This is a genomic window from Clostridium sp. YIM B02506 (assembly GCF_022324845.1).
In the GTDB taxonomy this organism is placed as follows: domain Bacteria; phylum Bacillota; class Clostridia; order Clostridiales; family Clostridiaceae; genus Clostridium_T; species Clostridium_T intestinale.
Genome location: NZ_JAKGTG010000009.1, coordinates 4167 through 20750 on the forward strand (window position 1 = coordinate 4167; position 16584 = coordinate 20750).

Annotated in this window: 12 protein-coding genes, 1 tRNA gene, 1 rRNA gene, 1 riboswitch and 1 other annotated feature (1 of these 16 cut by a window edge); of the genes, 12 read left to right on the forward strand and 2 right to left on the reverse strand. The window is 31.8% G+C overall.

All coding sequences use genetic code 11. The annotated features are described in order from the left end of the window. Positions 1 to 1369, forward strand: a sequence feature (mutual gap in cmsearch alignment for this rRNA model is longer than 100); it begins 1543 nt to the left of the window's first position. A gap of 202 nt (positions 1370 to 1571) precedes the next feature. From rrf to L1S49_RS08955, 5 genes are all read left to right on the forward strand, one after another. Then, a 5S ribosomal RNA gene (gene rrf / locus L1S49_RS08935) occupies positions 1572 to 1688 on the forward strand. A 5-nt stretch (positions 1689 to 1693) separates the two neighbouring features. Beyond that, positions 1694 to 1768, forward strand: a tRNA-Glu gene (locus L1S49_RS08940). A gap of 240 nt (positions 1769 to 2008) precedes the next feature. Further along, positions 2009 to 4957 carry an ABC transporter substrate binding protein gene (locus L1S49_RS08945; RefSeq protein ID WP_238903707.1) on the forward strand — a complete coding sequence of 983 codons (2949 nt, stop codon included), beginning with the start codon at positions 2009 to 2011 and terminating at the stop codon, positions 4955 to 4957. A gap of 131 nt (positions 4958 to 5088) precedes the next feature. Beyond that, positions 5089 to 5781 (forward strand): DNA/RNA nuclease SfsA, encoded by a 693-nt coding sequence (sfsA, locus tag L1S49_RS08950; RefSeq protein WP_238903709.1) that lies wholly within the window; start codon positions 5089 to 5091, stop codon positions 5779 to 5781. 67 nt (positions 5782 to 5848) lie between these two features. Further along, entirely contained in the window at positions 5849 to 6379 is a 531-nt protein-coding gene (locus tag L1S49_RS08955; RefSeq protein ID WP_021803187.1) for an NUDIX domain-containing protein, read from the forward strand. 22 nt (positions 6380 to 6401) lie between these two features. On the opposite strand, the gene L1S49_RS08960 is transcribed toward L1S49_RS08955, so the two are convergent. Together L1S49_RS08960 and L1S49_RS08965 are read right to left on the reverse strand one after the other, a co-directional pair. After that, a complete protein-coding gene (locus tag L1S49_RS08960; protein ID WP_238903711.1) occupies positions 6402 to 6740 on the reverse strand; it encodes a hypothetical protein in 339 nt (112 codons plus the stop codon). Further along, complete coding sequence (locus tag L1S49_RS08965; protein ID WP_238903713.1) at positions 6724 to 7989, reverse strand: DUF1576 domain-containing protein; 1266 nt, start codon at positions 7987 to 7989, stop codon at positions 6724 to 6726. The genes L1S49_RS08960 and L1S49_RS08965 overlap by 17 nt, the downstream gene beginning before the upstream one ends. 105 nt (positions 7990 to 8094) lie before the next feature. Between L1S49_RS08965 and L1S49_RS08970 the strand changes: the two genes are divergently transcribed. The 7 genes from L1S49_RS08970 to L1S49_RS09000 all read left to right on the forward strand — a co-directional run bounded on the left by L1S49_RS08970 (position 8095) and on the right by L1S49_RS09000 (position 16572). Then, a complete protein-coding gene (locus tag L1S49_RS08970; protein WP_073020582.1) occupies positions 8095 to 8769 on the forward strand; it encodes a hydrolase in 675 nt (224 codons plus the stop codon). Between the two features lie 73 nt (positions 8770 to 8842). Then, a riboswitch (Lysine riboswitch) is annotated at positions 8843 to 9009 on the forward strand. Positions 9010 to 9140: 131 nt separating this feature from the next. After that, complete coding sequence (gene lysA / locus L1S49_RS08975) at positions 9141 to 10433, forward strand: diaminopimelate decarboxylase (protein ID WP_238903715.1); 1293 nt, start codon at positions 9141 to 9143, stop codon at positions 10431 to 10433. A 152-nt stretch (positions 10434 to 10585) separates the two neighbouring features. After that, positions 10586 to 10807, forward strand: a complete 222-nt coding sequence (locus tag L1S49_RS08980) for a DUF3006 domain-containing protein (RefSeq protein ID WP_073020587.1) — start codon at positions 10586 to 10588, stop codon at positions 10805 to 10807. After that, positions 10808 to 11401, forward strand: a complete 594-nt coding sequence (lepB, locus tag L1S49_RS08985; RefSeq protein ID WP_238903717.1) for a signal peptidase I — start codon at positions 10808 to 10810, stop codon at positions 11399 to 11401. A gap of 27 nt (positions 11402 to 11428) precedes the next feature. Then, positions 11429 to 13429: an ATP-dependent zinc metalloprotease FtsH gene (ftsH, locus tag L1S49_RS08990; protein WP_238903719.1), complete on the forward strand. Its 2001-nt coding sequence runs from the start codon at positions 11429 to 11431 to the stop codon at positions 13427 to 13429. A 33-nt stretch (positions 13430 to 13462) separates the two neighbouring features. Beyond that, positions 13463 to 15613: a UvrD-helicase domain-containing protein gene (locus L1S49_RS08995; protein ID WP_238903721.1), complete on the forward strand. Its 2151-nt coding sequence runs from the start codon at positions 13463 to 13465 to the stop codon at positions 15611 to 15613. A 152-nt stretch (positions 15614 to 15765) separates the two neighbouring features. Further along, on the forward strand, positions 15766 to 16572 hold the full coding sequence (locus tag L1S49_RS09000) for a transporter substrate-binding domain-containing protein (protein ID WP_238903723.1): 807 nt from the start codon (positions 15766 to 15768) through the stop codon (positions 16570 to 16572). Positions 16573 to 16584 lie beyond the last annotated feature (12 nt).

The window sequence follows — 16584 nt, forward strand, 5'->3', positions numbered from 1 at the left end:
TCTTAACAATTCTGAGGTGTGATGGGGAAGTCCATTTATGGATGAAGTACATGATTCCACGCTGCCAAGAAAAGCGTCTAGGGAGAAAAGTAGTGCCCGTACCGCAAACCGACACAGGTAGGTGAGGAGAGAATCCTAAGGCCGGCGGAAGAATTGCAGTTAAGGAACTCGGCAAATTGACCCCGTAACTTCGGGAGAAGGGGTGCCTACGAGAGTAGGTCGCAGAGAATAGGCCCAAGCAACTGTTTAGCAAAAACACAGGTCTCTGCTAAAGCGAAAGCTGATGTATAGGGGCTGACGCCTGCCCGGTGCTGGAAGGTTAAGGGGAACACTTAGCGCAAGCGAAGGTGTGAACTTAAGCCCCAGTAAACGGCGGCCGTAACTATAACGGTCCTAAGGTAGCGAAATTCCTTGTCGGGTAAGTTCCGACCCGCACGAATGGCGTAATGATTTGGGCACTGTCTCAACTGCAAATCCGGCGAAGTTGTAGTGCAAGTGAAGATGCTTGCTACCCGCGATTGGACGGAAAGACCCCGTAGAGCTTTACTGTAGTTTAGCATTGAGTTTCGGTATTGTCTGTACAGGATAGGTGGGAGACTGGGAAACTAGGGCGTCAGCTTTAGTGGAGTCAACCTTGGGATACCACCCTGATAGTACTGGAATTCTAACTGGACACCATGAATCTGGTGACAGGACATTGTTAGATGGGCAGTTTGACTGGGGCGGTCGCCTCCGAAAAAGTAACGGAGGCGCTCAAAGGTTCCCTCAGAAGGGTCGGAAATCCTTCGAAGAGTGCAAAGGCAGAAGGGAGCCTGACTGCGACACCTACAAGTGGAGCAGGGACGAAAGTCGGACTTAGTGATCCGGTGGTACCTCGTGGGAGGGCCATCGCTCAACGGATAAAAGCTACCTCGGGGATAACAGGCTGATCTCCCCCAAGAGTCCACATCGACGGGGAGGTTTGGCACCTCGATGTCGGCTCGTCGCATCCTGGGGCTGAAGTAGGTCCCAAGGGTTGGGCTGTTCGCCCATTAAAGCGGCACGCGAGCTGGGTTCAGAACGTCGTGAGACAGTTCGGTCCCTATCCGTCGCGGGCGTAGGAAATTTGAGAGGAGCTGTCCTTAGTACGAGAGGACCGGGATGGACTGACCTCTGGTGTACCAGTTGTTCCGCCAGGAGCATAGCTGGGTAGCTAAGTCGGGAAGGGATAAACGCTGAAGGCATCTAAGCGTGAAGCCCACCTCAAGATAAGATTTCCCATAGAGTAATCTAGTAAGATCCCTTGAAGAACACAAGGTTGATAGGTGAGGGGTGTAAGTGTGGTAACATATTTAGCTGACTCATACTAATAGATCGAGGGCTTGACCAAAAGTTAACTGGAATATATAATATTATTATTAAAGAAAACTCCTTAGCTAAAGCTAATGAGTAAGTTCGGGGAACTAAGTCATAGATTTAGACCCTCACTTATGTGCAATTTTGAAAGAACAAAATTCTTTCCTAAGTCCTTTCAGCGTAGCTGTTAGGATAAGCGACCATACAAAATGTGAAATTTTGAATGTCTGCTTATATTTGGTGATAATGGCATAAAGGTAACACACCTTCCCATTCCGAACAGGATTGTTAAGCTTTATTACGCCGATGGTACTGCACGGGAGACTGTGTGGGAGAGTAGGAAGTCGCCAAATTTTATGGCCCCTTGGTCAAGCGGTCAAGACACCACCCTCTCACGGTGGTAACAGGGGTTCGATTCCCCTAGGGGTCACCATAATCTATATAACTCCCTATAGCTGCAGATATAAGGAGTTTATATATATGTAATAATTTTATTAATAAGAATTTATACCACTCATTAAAGAGTGGTTTTTTGTGTTGAAAATTTATATACTAAATATTTAAATGACTTAAATAACTATCCTTAATAGACAATGGTTTTCCAATATATTATAATGTTAATAAAGAAATTTGTAGAAAAAGAATAAAAAGACATTTTTGGTGGGGTGATAGGGTGTTTAGGGACAGATATTTATGTAAAAATAAAAGGTACATTAAAACATTTATTAAAGAGATAATGGTTATTACATTCTTATTAAATTTATTAATATATCCTGAAACTGTACACTCACAAGAAATTAAAGATAAAAGAGTATTAATTCTAAACTCATATGATTCAGCCTATTCATGGACTAATAATGAAGTAGACGGGATAGTAGAGCAAATAAAAGATTATGTACCGGAGGTTAATATTCATATAGAATATATGGATTGGAAGAACTATCCCGAGGAACGTAATGTAGAATTATTTAAAGAACTTATAAAATATAAGTATGGCAAAATGGATATAGATGAAATAATAACTACGGATGATTCTGCACTTGAATTTGTAATTAATAACAGAAATGAACTGTTTAAAGATGTGCCAGTTATTTTTTCAGGAGTGTATGAAGATGTTGCTAGACATATGATAAAGGGGCAGGATAACATTACAGGGATATTTGAAAGTATAGATCCTAAAGGAACTATAGAAGCAGCACTTAATATAGTTCCAAAGGCAAAAAATATCTATTTAATACATGATAATACAGAAACTGGAATAGGGTCTTTTAATGAAGTAAAAAATGCATTAAATGAAATAGGCAGAAATATAAATTTAGTGCAATTAAACAATATAGCCATAGATGATTTAGATAATACCTTGCCAGAAATAGATAAAGATAGTATAGTGCTGCTCTCGTCGTATACAAGAGATATAAATGAAAAAACTTTAGATGTTGAAAATATGACGAAGCTTTTAAGTTCAAAAATTCATAGACCTATATTTCAACTTTATGAGATGAATTTAGGATATGGAACTTTGGGAGGAAGTCTCCTAACAGCAGAAGGACATGGTAAGGATGCTGGGAAGATGGCAGCTAGAATATTAAGTGGAGAAAAAGCAGATGATATTCCATTAAATTCGGAATATTCTACTGAAAGTATATATGATTATAATGTAATGCAGATGTATGACATATCTGAAAAGGATTTGCCAGCTGGAAGTATTATAATAAATGAAAAGCCTAGTATGTATAAAACATATAAGAAGTTAATATGGATAGTTATTTCTATAATATTGCTTTTATTATCACTGGTTTTTATTATGCTTATAAATATTATAAGTCGTAAAAAAGCTGAGAAAAAATTAATGAAGAATAACTATGAATTATCGGCATTATATGAAGAACTGGCAGCATCAGATGAAGAACTTAGAACTCAATATGAGCAGCTTGAGGAAAATAAAGAAGTTATTCAGAAAAATGAAGAAATGTACAGGCTTATTTTTGAGACCACTAATGATGGTATATGGGAAATAAATCTAGAGACAGGTGAGAGATATTTTTCTGAAAGATGGCATAAGATCTTTGAATTACCTATTGAAAAAACTGTAGATATGGATAAGTGGTTTGAGCTTGTACACCCTGAGGATTATTATATAGCTAAAAATTCAATTGAAGAAATAGCAAGTGGTTGTACTGATAGTTTTTCATGTAGTTATAGGATACTTACTAGTAGCGGAGAATATAAATGGATTCATGCTAGAGGAAAATCTATGAGGGATAATAATGGAAAACCTTTTAGAATCGTTGGTTCTCACTCTGACATACATGATAAAAAGATACATGAAGAAAAAATAAAACAAATGGCTTTTTTTGATAATCTTACTGGATTAGCTAATAGAACTCAGTTCGTAAATAATTTTAATGAAGTTATAACCAGATCAGATAGCAATGCACTAATATTTATGGATTTAGATAATTTTAAAAATATTAATGATTCTTTTGGACATACTATAGGGGATAAGCTATTAATAGAAATAGCTAATAGAATTAAAAAATGTACCAAAGAATCAGATATTGTTGCTAGACTAGGGGGAGATGAATTTTTAATTTTAATTACTAACGTTTATGAAAAGCAGAGTGTTGAGTCATATCTTAATAATATGTTAGAGGAGCTAAGAAATAGTATAGTTATAAATGGTATAAATATTATTACTTCTGCAAGCTTTGGGGCTGCATTATATTCTAAGGATGGCGATAGCTTTGAAGAATTATTTAAGAATGCTGATACTGCAATGTACAAGGCTAAAGAGTCGGGGAAAAGAAATTATGTATTTTTTGAACAATGGATGAATGATGATATAGTGGAAATGGTTATTATGGAAGATAATCTAAGAACAGCTCTTGAGAACAATGAGTTTATATTACATTATCAGCCTAAATATAATCCATATGACTCTAGGATAGATGGATTTGAAGCACTTATTAGATGGAATAATCCAAACTTAGGACTTGTATCACCATTTAAATTTATAGGTATAGCTGAAAAAACTGGATTGATAATACCTATAGGAAAATGGGTGTTAGAGAATGCATGCTATTTTATTAAAAGCTTGCATAATAAAGGCGAAAAAAATATAAGTGTAGCAGTAAATGTATCTGTAATACAATTGGTTCAAAAAGATTTTATTGATATGGTTAATGATATCATAAAAAGAAGTGGAGTTGACCCTAGATATATTAACATAGAGATAACAGAGTCAATTTTAATGGAATCCATAGAAACAAATATATCTAAAATTAATGAATTAAAGAAGATCGGTGTAAAAATATCTTTAGATGATTTTGGAAAAGGATATTCATCCCTTACTTATCTAAAAGATATCCCATTTGATACCTTAAAAATTGATAAACTTTTTGTAGATGAACTATGTAATGAAAAAGATGATAATGCTATAGTAGGTACAATAATAAAGCTAGCGCATCAAATGAATTTAGAAGTTGTAGCTGAAGGGGTAGAATCTGAGGAGCAGTATAGATATTTGATTAATAATAACTGTGATTTAATTCAAGGTTATTATATTTCTAAACCTATTCCTATAGAGGAAATTGAGGATGTTTTGAAAAAGTATAATAAATAAAATGTCATAATAGCCATCTATTTATCTAAGATAAGTAGATGCTATTTTTAAGTAATAGAAGAAAAAACTATCCACAGAGCTGTGGAAAAGTATTGTGGATTATGTTGATAATAATAAAAGGCGGTAAATAAATGATATTTAAAAATAATATTAAAAGGGCAAAGTTTATAAAAAGGCCAAATAGATTTAATGCACATGTATTAGTTGATGGTAAAGAGGAGGTTGTACATGTTCCTAATACAGGAAGATGTAGAGAAATTCTTAAAGAAGGAGCTACGGTTATACTTAGAGAAGAGTTAAATCCTAGTAGAAAAACAAGGTATGACTTAATGGCTGTTTATAAAGAAGATAAATTAATCAGCATAGATTCACAGGTACCAAATAAAGTAGTACGAGAGGCGTTAGAAAATGGTGTCATACCTTCACTAAAAGTGTATAATTTAATTGAGAGAGAAAAAACATTTGGGAAAAGTAGATTTGATTTTAAGTTAAGTAATGATTTTGGAGAAGAGTACTACTTAGAAGTTAAAGGAGTTACTTTAGAATTTAGTGGTGAAGCAAGGTTTCCAGATGCTCCAACTGAAAGAGGAACAAAACATGTATTAGAATTAGTGGAAGCTAAAAAACAAGGAAAGGGTGCTGGAATACTTTTCTTAATTCAATTAGAAGAAGTAAATAATTTTAGACCTAATTATGAAATGGATGAGAACTTTGGCAAAGCGGTTAAATTTGCAAAAGAAAATGGTGTAGATATATTTGCATATAACTGTAGGGTTACCGAAGACTCTATAAGTATTTTTAATGAAGTGAAAGTGAGAATCTAAATCTTTGATTTAGTTTTTCGAACTTACTCCAGTGAGGAAGTTCTAGTTTGATGGGGAGGAACAAAAAATGAAGTTTAAATTTTGTCCATTGTGTGGGAAAAAGTTAGAGATAAGAGATAGCTGGGATGAAGGTGGGGTTCCTTATTGTAGTAGTGATGATATGATGTTTTTTGATACTCCTAAACCATGCGCAGTAATAGCTGTGGTTAAGGACGATGAAATACTATTATTAAAGCAAAGTTACATTTTTAAAAATTCAAAGGTACTAGTTTCTGGTTATGTTGGAACTAATGAAACTGTTGAAGACACTGTATATAGGGAAGTTAAAGAGGAAACTGGTATAGAAATTGAAGAGATAAAGTATTTAGGCAGTGATTTTGTTAAAGATAAGGATTTATTGATGTTAACTTATATGGCTAAATATAAAAGTGGAGAAATTAATAAATCATCAGAAGTTGAATGGATTGATTGGAGCAAAATAGAGGATGCTTTATGTGAAATGAGCGAAGATGAAGTAGGTAAAAAAGTAGTTAAAAAGGTTCTTAAAGAGATAGGATATAAGGGAACTAAAGCTTTTACTTGTGAAATAAGCAGATAAAACCATGTTTATCTGCTTATTTCTAATTATATCTTTCTACAGATATAGTTAAAAGGTTGTTTTTATAATTTATTTCAAAATGATCTATCATCATTCCTAATAACGAAAGTTCTGAGGAAGAGTGAAAATCACCATTTAATTCCCAATAATATTCTTCAATTTCATGTAATCTAGGAACACTTAAAACTCTATTTATATCTTCTAAATCAGAAGAGGTAAAGGTATCTGTTTTGCCGCTGATTTTTATTTTTATGCTGTTTTCATTGCAGGTCTCAATATCTAAAGAAGTGGCTCCTAATTTATAAAAATAAGCAGTTAGCTCACTTAACATTTTTATACTTTTATCAATAGTGTTTTTCATTTACATTCTCCTTTTTAAATGCATGTATAAGAGGAAGCATAATTACACAAACAAAACCTCCTGACAGGCCATTGTTATATAAATTTAATCCTCCGTGGACATAGCCTATATTAGTAACTAAAAATACGTGTAAAAATCCAGCTATTACTCCATATATGAAACCAAAGTTACCGGCTATTGGAGCTAAACAAGTAGAAAATAGTATAGAAATCAACATTTGAGGTGAGTTCACATCAAGTATATTAATAGAAGCTGATAGGGTTGCACCTAAAATAACGGGTAATGTGTTTTTGGGATGTTTACCAAAAGCTGAAAATCCTATTATTGTAAAAATTGCACCCATCAAAGGGCCATTTAACTCTCCTCCTAGTATAAATACTATAATTAAAGATATCAACCCCATGATACCCATATTTGCATATACACGATTTCCATACATCAAAAAATAATCACTTACAAGTCTTCCAGAAGATTTATTTATTAACCTTAGGGAGTTTACTATATTATATTTATTATTACCTGTTAATGATATTAGTAGTAATGATATGCATATAATTATCACAATTATAGATAAAAATTTGTGGCTATCATGAAATAAAATCAGGTTGCTTTCAAAGTCTATTCCCAAAGATCTATAAATTGACATTATAAACATTGCCAAAAGGCCTCCAGAGAACCCTAAATTATATAAATTAAATCCTTGGTGAAGTCTTAAACAATAGGATGAAATAGGAGGTAAAATAAATCCAATACATATTCCTAATAAAAATCCAAGTACATAACCTTCAATAAAAGAAAATTGACTAGTGAAACTCAGTTGAGTTACAGTAGGTGATAATGTTGTACCAAGTAAAGCTATTAATATATAATTAAGAAAAGGTTCTTTTTTGTATTTAGAGAATAGCCAAACCCCTATAATAATTGGCCATATATTTATTATGTTTTTTCCAAAAAACGAAAATCCAGTAGTTAGCCATAAAGACATTATAGTAGAACCATTTGGCTTTACTCCAATGCGTATTAAAAGAGCTATCATTGATAAACCAGTCAACCCAACATTTATGAAGGTAGCTCCAATTCCACCTATAGCGAAATAGTCGGTCAGAAGGATATCTGGAGTAGTTAGAATATTTTTTAATCCTAAATAAAGTATATTAAGTTCTGTAGAAATCAGTGGGATTATGATCATCAATCCATAAAGAAGAAAATAATAAAGATAGTTTTTTATTAATTTTTTTGTTGCGGTCATATATACCCCCTTAAAATAAAATTTATAAAATTGAAGTTGAAACCATTTATTAGTATATTTATAAGTATTATAATATATTTATAATACTTTGTGGAGGGAAAACATATGTCGATAAAAGAATCTAAATTTGTACCAGAAATAAAAGGCATACTAAGAAACCATGTAATTGAAGTACCTACTATTATAAGAAATTGTAGTGGAATAAAGATATTTGGGAAAAGAATTAAGTCGTTACTATTTACAACTGATGTTGCTATAATAAGAAACACCAATGCAGATGCAATTATAGCTGTATATCCCTTCACTCCTCAACCATTAATAACTCAAGCATTAGTTATGGCAGCAGATGTGCCTGTTTTTTGTGGTGTAGGTGGGGGAATAACTCAAGGGAAAAGAGTAGTAAACTTAGCTCTTGATGCAGAGTTTAAAGGTGCTATGGGAGTAGTAGTAAACGCTCCAACATCAAATGAAATAATTAAAAAAATTAGAAACACTATTGATATACCTGTTATAGTTACTATGGTTTCTGAAAATGAAAACATAGAGGAAAGAATAGAGTCAGGAGCCACTATACTAAACGTATCAGGTGGTAAAGATACTGCAGCTATAGTAAAGAGAATAAAGGACCAATATCCTGAATTTCCAGTTATAGCAACAGGAGGACCTACAGAAGAAAGTATCAGAGAAACAATACTAGCTGGTGCCAATGCTATAACTTATACACCTCCATTAGGTGGCGATATTATGAGTGACTTAATGGATAAGTACAGAAATTCATAAAAAAGTGTTGACAAATATATTTAATATGATATCATTGTATCAATAAGTTGAATAGTATATATAGAATATATATACCTAGGGTAGAGGTGCTGTTAGTTAATAGTATTTAGATTGAGCCGGCAAGCTAAGATGTCTAGAGAAAGGAACAACAGCCGAAGAGGTAATACCGGCAGGATTTATCTCTGGTCATGTACATAATATGTGCCTGACTGTCACGTTATGTGGAGAGCTACAAGGTAGGCTGATTGTAATATTATCAATGGTGATTCATTTATAGTTGCCTTTTACAAGAACCTATATTGAGACTCTATCCGTCACAGATTTTTCTGTGACTTTTGTTTTTGGGGTAAATAAATAAGGGGGAATTAAAAATGAAATTATTTGGTAGCATGAAAGTAGAAAACAATCATTTGACAATCGGAGGAATAAATACAAGCGCATTAGCAGCAAAATATGGAACTCCTTTATATATAATGGATGAGGAGCTTATACGCTCAAATTGTAGAGATTATTATAATGAGTTTCAATGCGAAGCTAGGGGCAATAGAGTAGCTTATGCAGGAAAAGCATTTTTAACTTTAGATATGTGTAGATTAGTTATGGAGGAAAACTTATATCTTGATGTTGTATCTGGTGGAGAACTGTTTACTGCAAAGAGAGCAGGGTTTCCTTTAGAAAAAATATATTTTCATGGAAATAATAAAACTATAGATGAAATTAATTTAGGTGTAAGTTATGGGGTTGGAAGATTTGTTGTAGACAATCTTTATGAAATGGAACAAGTAGATAGAATAGCTAAAGAAAATAATAAGGTGCAAAAAATATATCTAAGAATAACTCCTGGAATAGAAGCACATACTCATGAATATATAAAAACAGGTCAAATCGATTCTAAATTTGGTTTTGCACCAGTTGGAAATATAATCATGGATGCAGTAAGAAAAGCTATAGATCTACAAAATGTTGAACTTTGTGGAGTACATTGCCATATTGGATCACAAATTTTCGATATTGAACCTTATGAGGATGCAGCTGAAATAATGTTAAATCTAATATATAAAATCAAACAAGAAACAGGATATGTTGTGCCAGAGTTAGATTTAGGCGGCGGTTTTGGTATATTCTATACTGATGGAGATAGTCCTAAAGAAACTGGTGATTATTGCAAAGCCATATTAGATAAAGTAGATAAGGTATGTGAAGACTTAAATATAGATAGACCTATAATTACTATAGAACCAGGAAGATCCATAGTAGGTAATGCTGGAACTACTATTTATACTGTTGGTTCCATAAAAGAGATTCCTGGAATTAGAAAGTATGTATCTGTTGATGGTGGTATGACAGATAATATAAGACCATCATTATATAGAGCTGAGTATGAATGTTTAGTGGCTAACAATGTAATAAGTGATTATAGAGAAAGAGTAGCTATTGCAGGGAAATGCTGTGAATCAGGAGATATACTTTTAAATTCTATTGAAATGCAGAAGGTTAATAGTGGAGATATACTAGCAATATTGTCAACTGGAGCATACGGATATTCAATGTCAAATAATTACAATAAGACTCCAAGAGCTGCAGTAGTTATGGTTCAAAATAACACTGAAAAATTGATTTGTAAAAGAGAAACCTATGAAGATTTAATTAGAAATGAAATATAATTAATAAAAGACGACTTAGTCGTCTTTTAATTTTCAAAAAATTTATAAAACTATATAGCTTTTTCTGTTTATAAGAGGTAAAATAAAACTCATACATTAAAACTTTTTAAAATATGATATAATTAAAGAGAACCTTTTAAGGAGGAGGAAAAATGTCATCAATCTATATAGTTGATAGGATTGAAGGTAGATATGCTGTATGCGAAACTGAAAAAAAAGAGATGGTTGATATAGAATTGACAAATATTTTTGGTATTGTTAAAGAAGGTAAGGTTATATTAAAAAGAGAAGATGGATATTATGTAGATGAAGAGGCTACAATTAAGAGAAAAGATGAGATTAAAAAACTAATGGAAGGTATGTGGGAGGAGTAAATGCAAGAGAATATTAACGAAGACAATGTTAGTGAAGTCAAAGATGTTGAAGAAAATATTAAAGAAGAAGAGACAAAAAAGGTATCTGGGATGAAAGGATTTTTATTTGATTGGATATTACCTGTAGTACTAGCTTTAATTGCTACATTAATAATAAATAAATTTCTTTTATTTAAAGTATATATACCAAGTGAATCAATGAAACCAACATTAGAAAAAGGGGATCAGCTATTTGTAACAAAAGTATATAATTTAGAAAAGTTACAAAGAGGAGATATAATAGTTTTTTATTCTAATGAACTTGGGGATACTTTAATTAAGAGATTAATAGCTTTACCTAATGATAAAGTAGAAATAAAAGAAGGAAAAGTATATATAAATGGTGATGAAACTAGTGAGGAATATGTAAAGAATCCATCAATATATAATGGTAGTTTTACTGTTCCAGAAGGAAAGTATTTCTTCTTAGGAGATAATAGGGCAAATTCTGCTGATGCTAGATATTGGGCAAATCCATATATCGATGGACATGAAATTAAAGGAAAAGCGCAAGTAAGGGTATTTCCATTTAATAGAGTAGGAATGTTAAAGTAGACGAATGAAAAAGAGGTGAAATGTTTTATGTTTAAAAATAATAAGATGTTAAAATACGTTATCTATGGGGTTATAGCTTTAGTTTTTGTTGTAGCTATAAATTACTCTAAAAGTGCGTTAATGACAAAAAAACTTAAGTATAATGAATTTAAAGAAATGATTAGTGAGAAGCAAATAGAAAAAATAGTGATTGCAGATAACATAATTACGATTACGCCTACTAAAGATAGTGAATACTACGGAAAGAGTGTTTATGTTATACCACTTAATGATGATAAATTAATAGAAGAATTGGATTCGGCTGGAGTAGATTATGAAGGAAAGCAACCTGAGGCATTTCCTATATTAGACTTACTATTATATTGGGTTGGACCATTTATATTATTATTCTTTTTATCTAGACTTATGTTTGGCAAAATGGATAAAAAGATGGGTGGAGGAGTTATGTCCTTTGGGAAAAATACAGCTAAACTGTATGCCGAGGATGAAACTGGAATAACCTTTGAAAATGTAGCTGGACAGGAAGAAGCTAAAGAATCTTTAAAAGAAATAGTTGATTTTTTACATAAGCCAGAAAGATATACACAAATAGGTGCTAGATTACCTAAAGGAGCATTACTAGTTGGACCTCCAGGAACAGGTAAAACTTTATTAGCTAAAGCTGTAGCAGGTGAAGCAAAAGTACCATTCTTTTCTTTATCAGGTTCAGATTTTGTTGAAATGTTTGTAGGAATGGGAGCTTCTAGAGTAAGAGATTTGTTTAGGCAAGCAGAAGAAAAAGCACCTTGTATAATATTTATAGATGAAATTGATGCTATTGGTAAAAGTAGAGAAGGAAATATAAGTGGAAATGATGAAAGAGAGCAGACATTAAATCAGCTTCTTGCTGAAATGGATGGTTTTGATTCCTCAAAAGGTGTAGTTATACTTGCTGCAACTAATAGACCTGAGATTTTAGATAAGGCTTTATTAAGACCAGGAAGATTTGATAGAAGAGTAATAGTTGATAGACCAGACTTAATAGGCAGGGAATCAATCCTTAGGGTACATTCAAAAGATGTAAAACTATCTAGCGATGTTAATATAGAAGCTATTGCAAAATCCACTCCAGGAGCAGTAGGAGCAGACCTTGCAAATATTGTTAATGAAGCTGCTTTAAGAGCAGTAAAACACAAGAGAACAGTTGTTAGTCAAGAAGACTTAGAAGAAGCTGTTGAAGTTATTATAGCTGGTAAGGAAAAGAAAGACAGAATTCTTTCTCCTATGGAGAAAAAGATTGTTGCCTTCCATGAAGTTGGGCATGCTCTAGTTGCAGCCTTACTAAAAAATACCGATCCAGTTCATAAAATAACTATAGTACCAAGAACTATGGGTGCATTAGGATACACCATGCAGCTTCCAGAAGAGGAAAAATATCTTGTATCTAAAGATGAGATGTTAGATCAAATAGCAGTTATGCTTGGTGGTAGAGCTGCTGAAGAAGTAGAATTTAATATAATATCTACTGGAGCTTCAAATGATATAGAGAGGGCAACTCAATCTGCAAGAAGTATGGTATCAATGTATGGAATGACTGAAACTTTTGATATGATGGCTTTAGAAAATGTTAGAAACAGATATCTAGATGGAAGAAGTGTAGCTAACTGTTCTGAACAAACCTTAACTAGAGTTGATGAAGAAACTTTAAAAATCATAAAAGCTTGCCATAAAAAAGCTATAGAACTTCTTGAAAATAATAAAGAATTACTTTCTGATATATCAAATGCTCTTTTAGAAAAAGAAACTTTAATGGGTGACGAGTTTATGGAGTTTATATTTGAAAAATATCCAGAACTAAGAGCCATAAAGGAAGAAAAAGATAAAGAGAGACAAGATAGAGAAAAGGCTAAAAAAGCTGTATATGCAAAATCTATAAATAGTATAGATAATTCAGTTAAAACAGAAGAGGATAAAGAAGAGAAGATAGAATTTATTGAAATCAAAACTGATGTTGAAAGTGATGAGATAAAGTCTAGTGATGATAATTAAGATAATAAAAGAGTTTCCTTAGGAAACTCTTTTATGTCGCTATTAGGAAAGGATGTTATTATGGAAGATAAACTATTAAACCTTGATAAAGAAAAACAAGTAGAATTTTTAGTTGAAAAAAGAAAGTTAGATGAAACATTAGAAATTATAAAAAAAGAAATTCTGTTAGGAATTGCAAAGAGAAAAGCAATTACAGACTATATATTAGAATATAGAAAAAAGTTTGTAGAAGAATATAGAGATGATGAAGATGCTGTTATAGAATTTTTTGATCATGAAAGATATGCAAAAGAAGAGGCTTATAAAAGTATAGATAGAAAGTTAAGAGAACTTACTATTTTGCAAGAATCCCCATACTTTGGGAGGATTACATTTATAGAAGAGGATGAACAATATCCAGAGACAATGTATATAGGTAGATTTGGAGTTACTAGTGAAGTTGAACTTGAGGCAGTAGTTATAGACTGGAGAGCACCAATAGCATCTTTATTTTATAATGGAACACTAGGGAAAGCGGTATATAAGGCTCCAATGGGAGAAATAGATACTGATATATTAGGTAGAAGACAGATAATAGTAAAAAAAGGTGAATTAAAAGGGATATTTGATTCAGCTGTAGATGTTAAAGATGATATATTACAAATGGTTTTAAGCTCTAATTCTGACAGTAAACTTCAGGATATAATAATGACAATCCAACAAGAACAAGATGAAATTATAAGAATGGATAGAAGTAATAACATCCTTGTAGATGGGGTAGCTGGAAGTGGAAAGACAACTATCGCACTGCATAGAGTTGCGTACTTATTATATAATTTTAGAAAACAATTAGAGGGAAAAGTTTTAATATTAGGCCCTAATTTTATATTTATGGAGTATATTTCTCAAGTATTACCTAGCTTAGGTGAGGTTGGTGTTATACAAGATACCTTCTTAAATTTTGCACTTAATGAACTGGGTGATATTAAAGTGATGGAATTCCAAGACTTTATTGAAAAAGTACTAAATGAAGATAAGTATTTTTTAGAAGAGATAAAATATAAGTCTTCAGAGAAATTTATGCACTTTGTAGACGACATAATAGAGAAGTCAGAAAAGGAATACTTTAAATATCAAGATGTTTATTATTTTAATGAAGTAGTATATAAAAAAGAAGACATACACAAGTTAATTTCTGAAGATTTTAAATATATGCCTTTATTTAAAAGAAGCGAAAAAGTTAAAAGAGTAATAATGTCTAAGGTTAAAAATAAAAGAGATGAAAAAGTATGGCAGTTAAATAAGGAAATAGAAGAATATAAAAATAATTTATCTAAAGATGAGTTGTTTTTGGAAGAAGTAAATATAGAGTTTAGAAGAAAAAATGGAATAAGAGAAATTGTTAGAGAACTTATGAATACAAGAAAAAATTTAGAGGAATGGATAAATCCTGAAGATCCTGTAGAGTTTTATAATAAAATAAATGGGAATAAGGATTTAACTCATTTAGATATAGCTCCAATTTTATACTTAATGGTGAAACTGTGGGGAATTAAATATAAAGGAGATATTAAACATATAGTAATCGACGAATCTCAAGACTACTCTTTATTACAATTCAAAGCGATAAAAGAATATATTGGGTGTAATAACTTTACTATATTAGGAGATTCAAATCAAAGATTAATAAAAGTTGAAGAAACTCCAGCTATGCTAAATTTAAATACTGTATTTGGTGATGTAAAAGAATTTAAGTTAAATAAAAGTTATAGATCTACTCAAGATATTATGGAATACGCTAATAGGTATTTAAAAGAAGATAAGATAGTTCCATTAGTAAGAAAAGGTGATGAGGTTAAAGAGTATAGTGTTAGAAAAGAAGAGATAGTAGAAATAATTAATGACTCAATAGAAGATATGAAAAATAGTGGAATAGATAGTATTGCTATTATTAAGAGAACATCACAAGGTATAAAAGAGCTTGGAAATCAGCTTAAAGAGAAAAATAATTTAGTTGTTTTCAATAGAGAGGACATCATATATAAAGGTGGAATTGTTGTAATACCATCATATTATGCTAAAGGTTTAGAGTTTGATGGAGTTATTATTGTTGATGAAAGCACAGAAGAAAAAGAAGATTTAATTAAATATATTATGAGCACGAGGGCACTTCATAGATTAGTAGCTATAAATCAGATAAAATAGTAGTAAAAGTCTATGCTAGAAATTAAGAAAAATGTTAAATATTTTTATAAAAAAATTATAAAAAAGTTATTGCATATTTATAAAGTTAGGTTGTATAATTATCCTTATAAAAAATAAAGAAGATTGCTTTTAATTAAGGGGGAAATTTATAAATGAAAAAAGGAATAGTTAGTAAGATTGTAGCAGCTAGTTTAGTAGGCGTTATGGCTATGGGGTTAATGGCTTGTGGTAAGAAAGAAGAACAAAGTAAAAGTGCACTAGATCAAATAAAAGCTAATAAAAAGCTAGTAATGGGAACTTCACCAGACTTTCCACCATTTGAATCAAAAGATACAAAAGGAAATGTAGTTGGAATGGATGTAGAGATAGCTAAAGAAATAGCTAAAGATTTAGGCGTTGAGTTAGAGATAAAAGAAATGGGATTTGACGGATTATTAGGAGCTCTTCAAGGTAAAAAGTTAGATGTAATTTTATCTGGAATGACTCCAACTGAAGAAAGAAAAGGTGCAGTAGATTTTTCTAGTATGTACTATAAAACAGATAACGTATTTGTAGTTCAAGAAGCAAACAAAGATAAATATGCTAAAATTGAAGATTTAAGTGGAAAGAAAATAGGAGTACAAAAAGGAACTGTACAAGAAGAATTAGTTAATGCAAAAGTAACTAGTCCTAATGTTAATGCTTTAGAAAAAACAGGCGATGTTGTAATGAATTTAAAGAATGGAAAAATTGATGCTGTTTTATTAGAGCAACCAGTTGCAGAAGCTTATGTTAAAAACAATCCAGGTTTAGCTTTATCTAAAGTAACAGTTGCAGATGAAGTTGGTGGATATGCAATAGCTATGACTAAAGGTGAATCAGATTTACAAGCAGCTATAAATAAAACCTTAGATAGATTAGAGAAAGATGGAAGCTTAACTAAGTTCTTTGAAGATGCAAATTCAGCAATGGGAGAATAGTATTAGCTAGAC

Excerpts from the sequence above, each read along its gene's own strand:
- sfsA (WP_238903709.1), top strand. The coding sequence starts at position 5,089 with ATGATATTTAAAAATAATATTAAAAGGGCAAAGTTTATAAAAAGGCCA.
- L1S49_RS08965 (WP_238903713.1), bottom strand. The coding sequence starts at position 7,989 with ATGACCGCAACAAAAAAATTAATAAAAAACTATCTTTATTATTTTCTT.
- L1S49_RS08980 (WP_073020587.1), top strand. The coding sequence starts at position 10,586 with ATGTCATCAATCTATATAGTTGATAGGATTGAAGGTAGATATGCTGTA.
- ftsH (WP_238903719.1), top strand. The coding sequence starts at position 11,429 with ATGTTTAAAAATAATAAGATGTTAAAATACGTTATCTATGGGGTTATA.
- lysA (WP_238903715.1), top strand. The coding sequence starts at position 9,141 with ATGAAATTATTTGGTAGCATGAAAGTAGAAAACAATCATTTGACAATC.
- lepB (WP_238903717.1), top strand. The coding sequence starts at position 10,808 with ATGCAAGAGAATATTAACGAAGACAATGTTAGTGAAGTCAAAGATGTT.
- L1S49_RS09000 (WP_238903723.1), top strand. The coding sequence starts at position 15,766 with ATGAAAAAAGGAATAGTTAGTAAGATTGTAGCAGCTAGTTTAGTAGGC.
- L1S49_RS08995 (WP_238903721.1), top strand. The coding sequence starts at position 13,463 with ATGTCGCTATTAGGAAAGGATGTTATTATGGAAGATAAACTATTAAAC.
- L1S49_RS08970 (WP_073020582.1), top strand. The coding sequence starts at position 8,095 with ATGTCGATAAAAGAATCTAAATTTGTACCAGAAATAAAAGGCATACTA.
- L1S49_RS08960 (WP_238903711.1), bottom strand. The coding sequence starts at position 6,740 with ATGAAAAACACTATTGATAAAAGTATAAAAATGTTAAGTGAGCTAACT.
- L1S49_RS08955 (WP_021803187.1), top strand. The coding sequence starts at position 5,849 with ATGAAGTTTAAATTTTGTCCATTGTGTGGGAAAAAGTTAGAGATAAGA.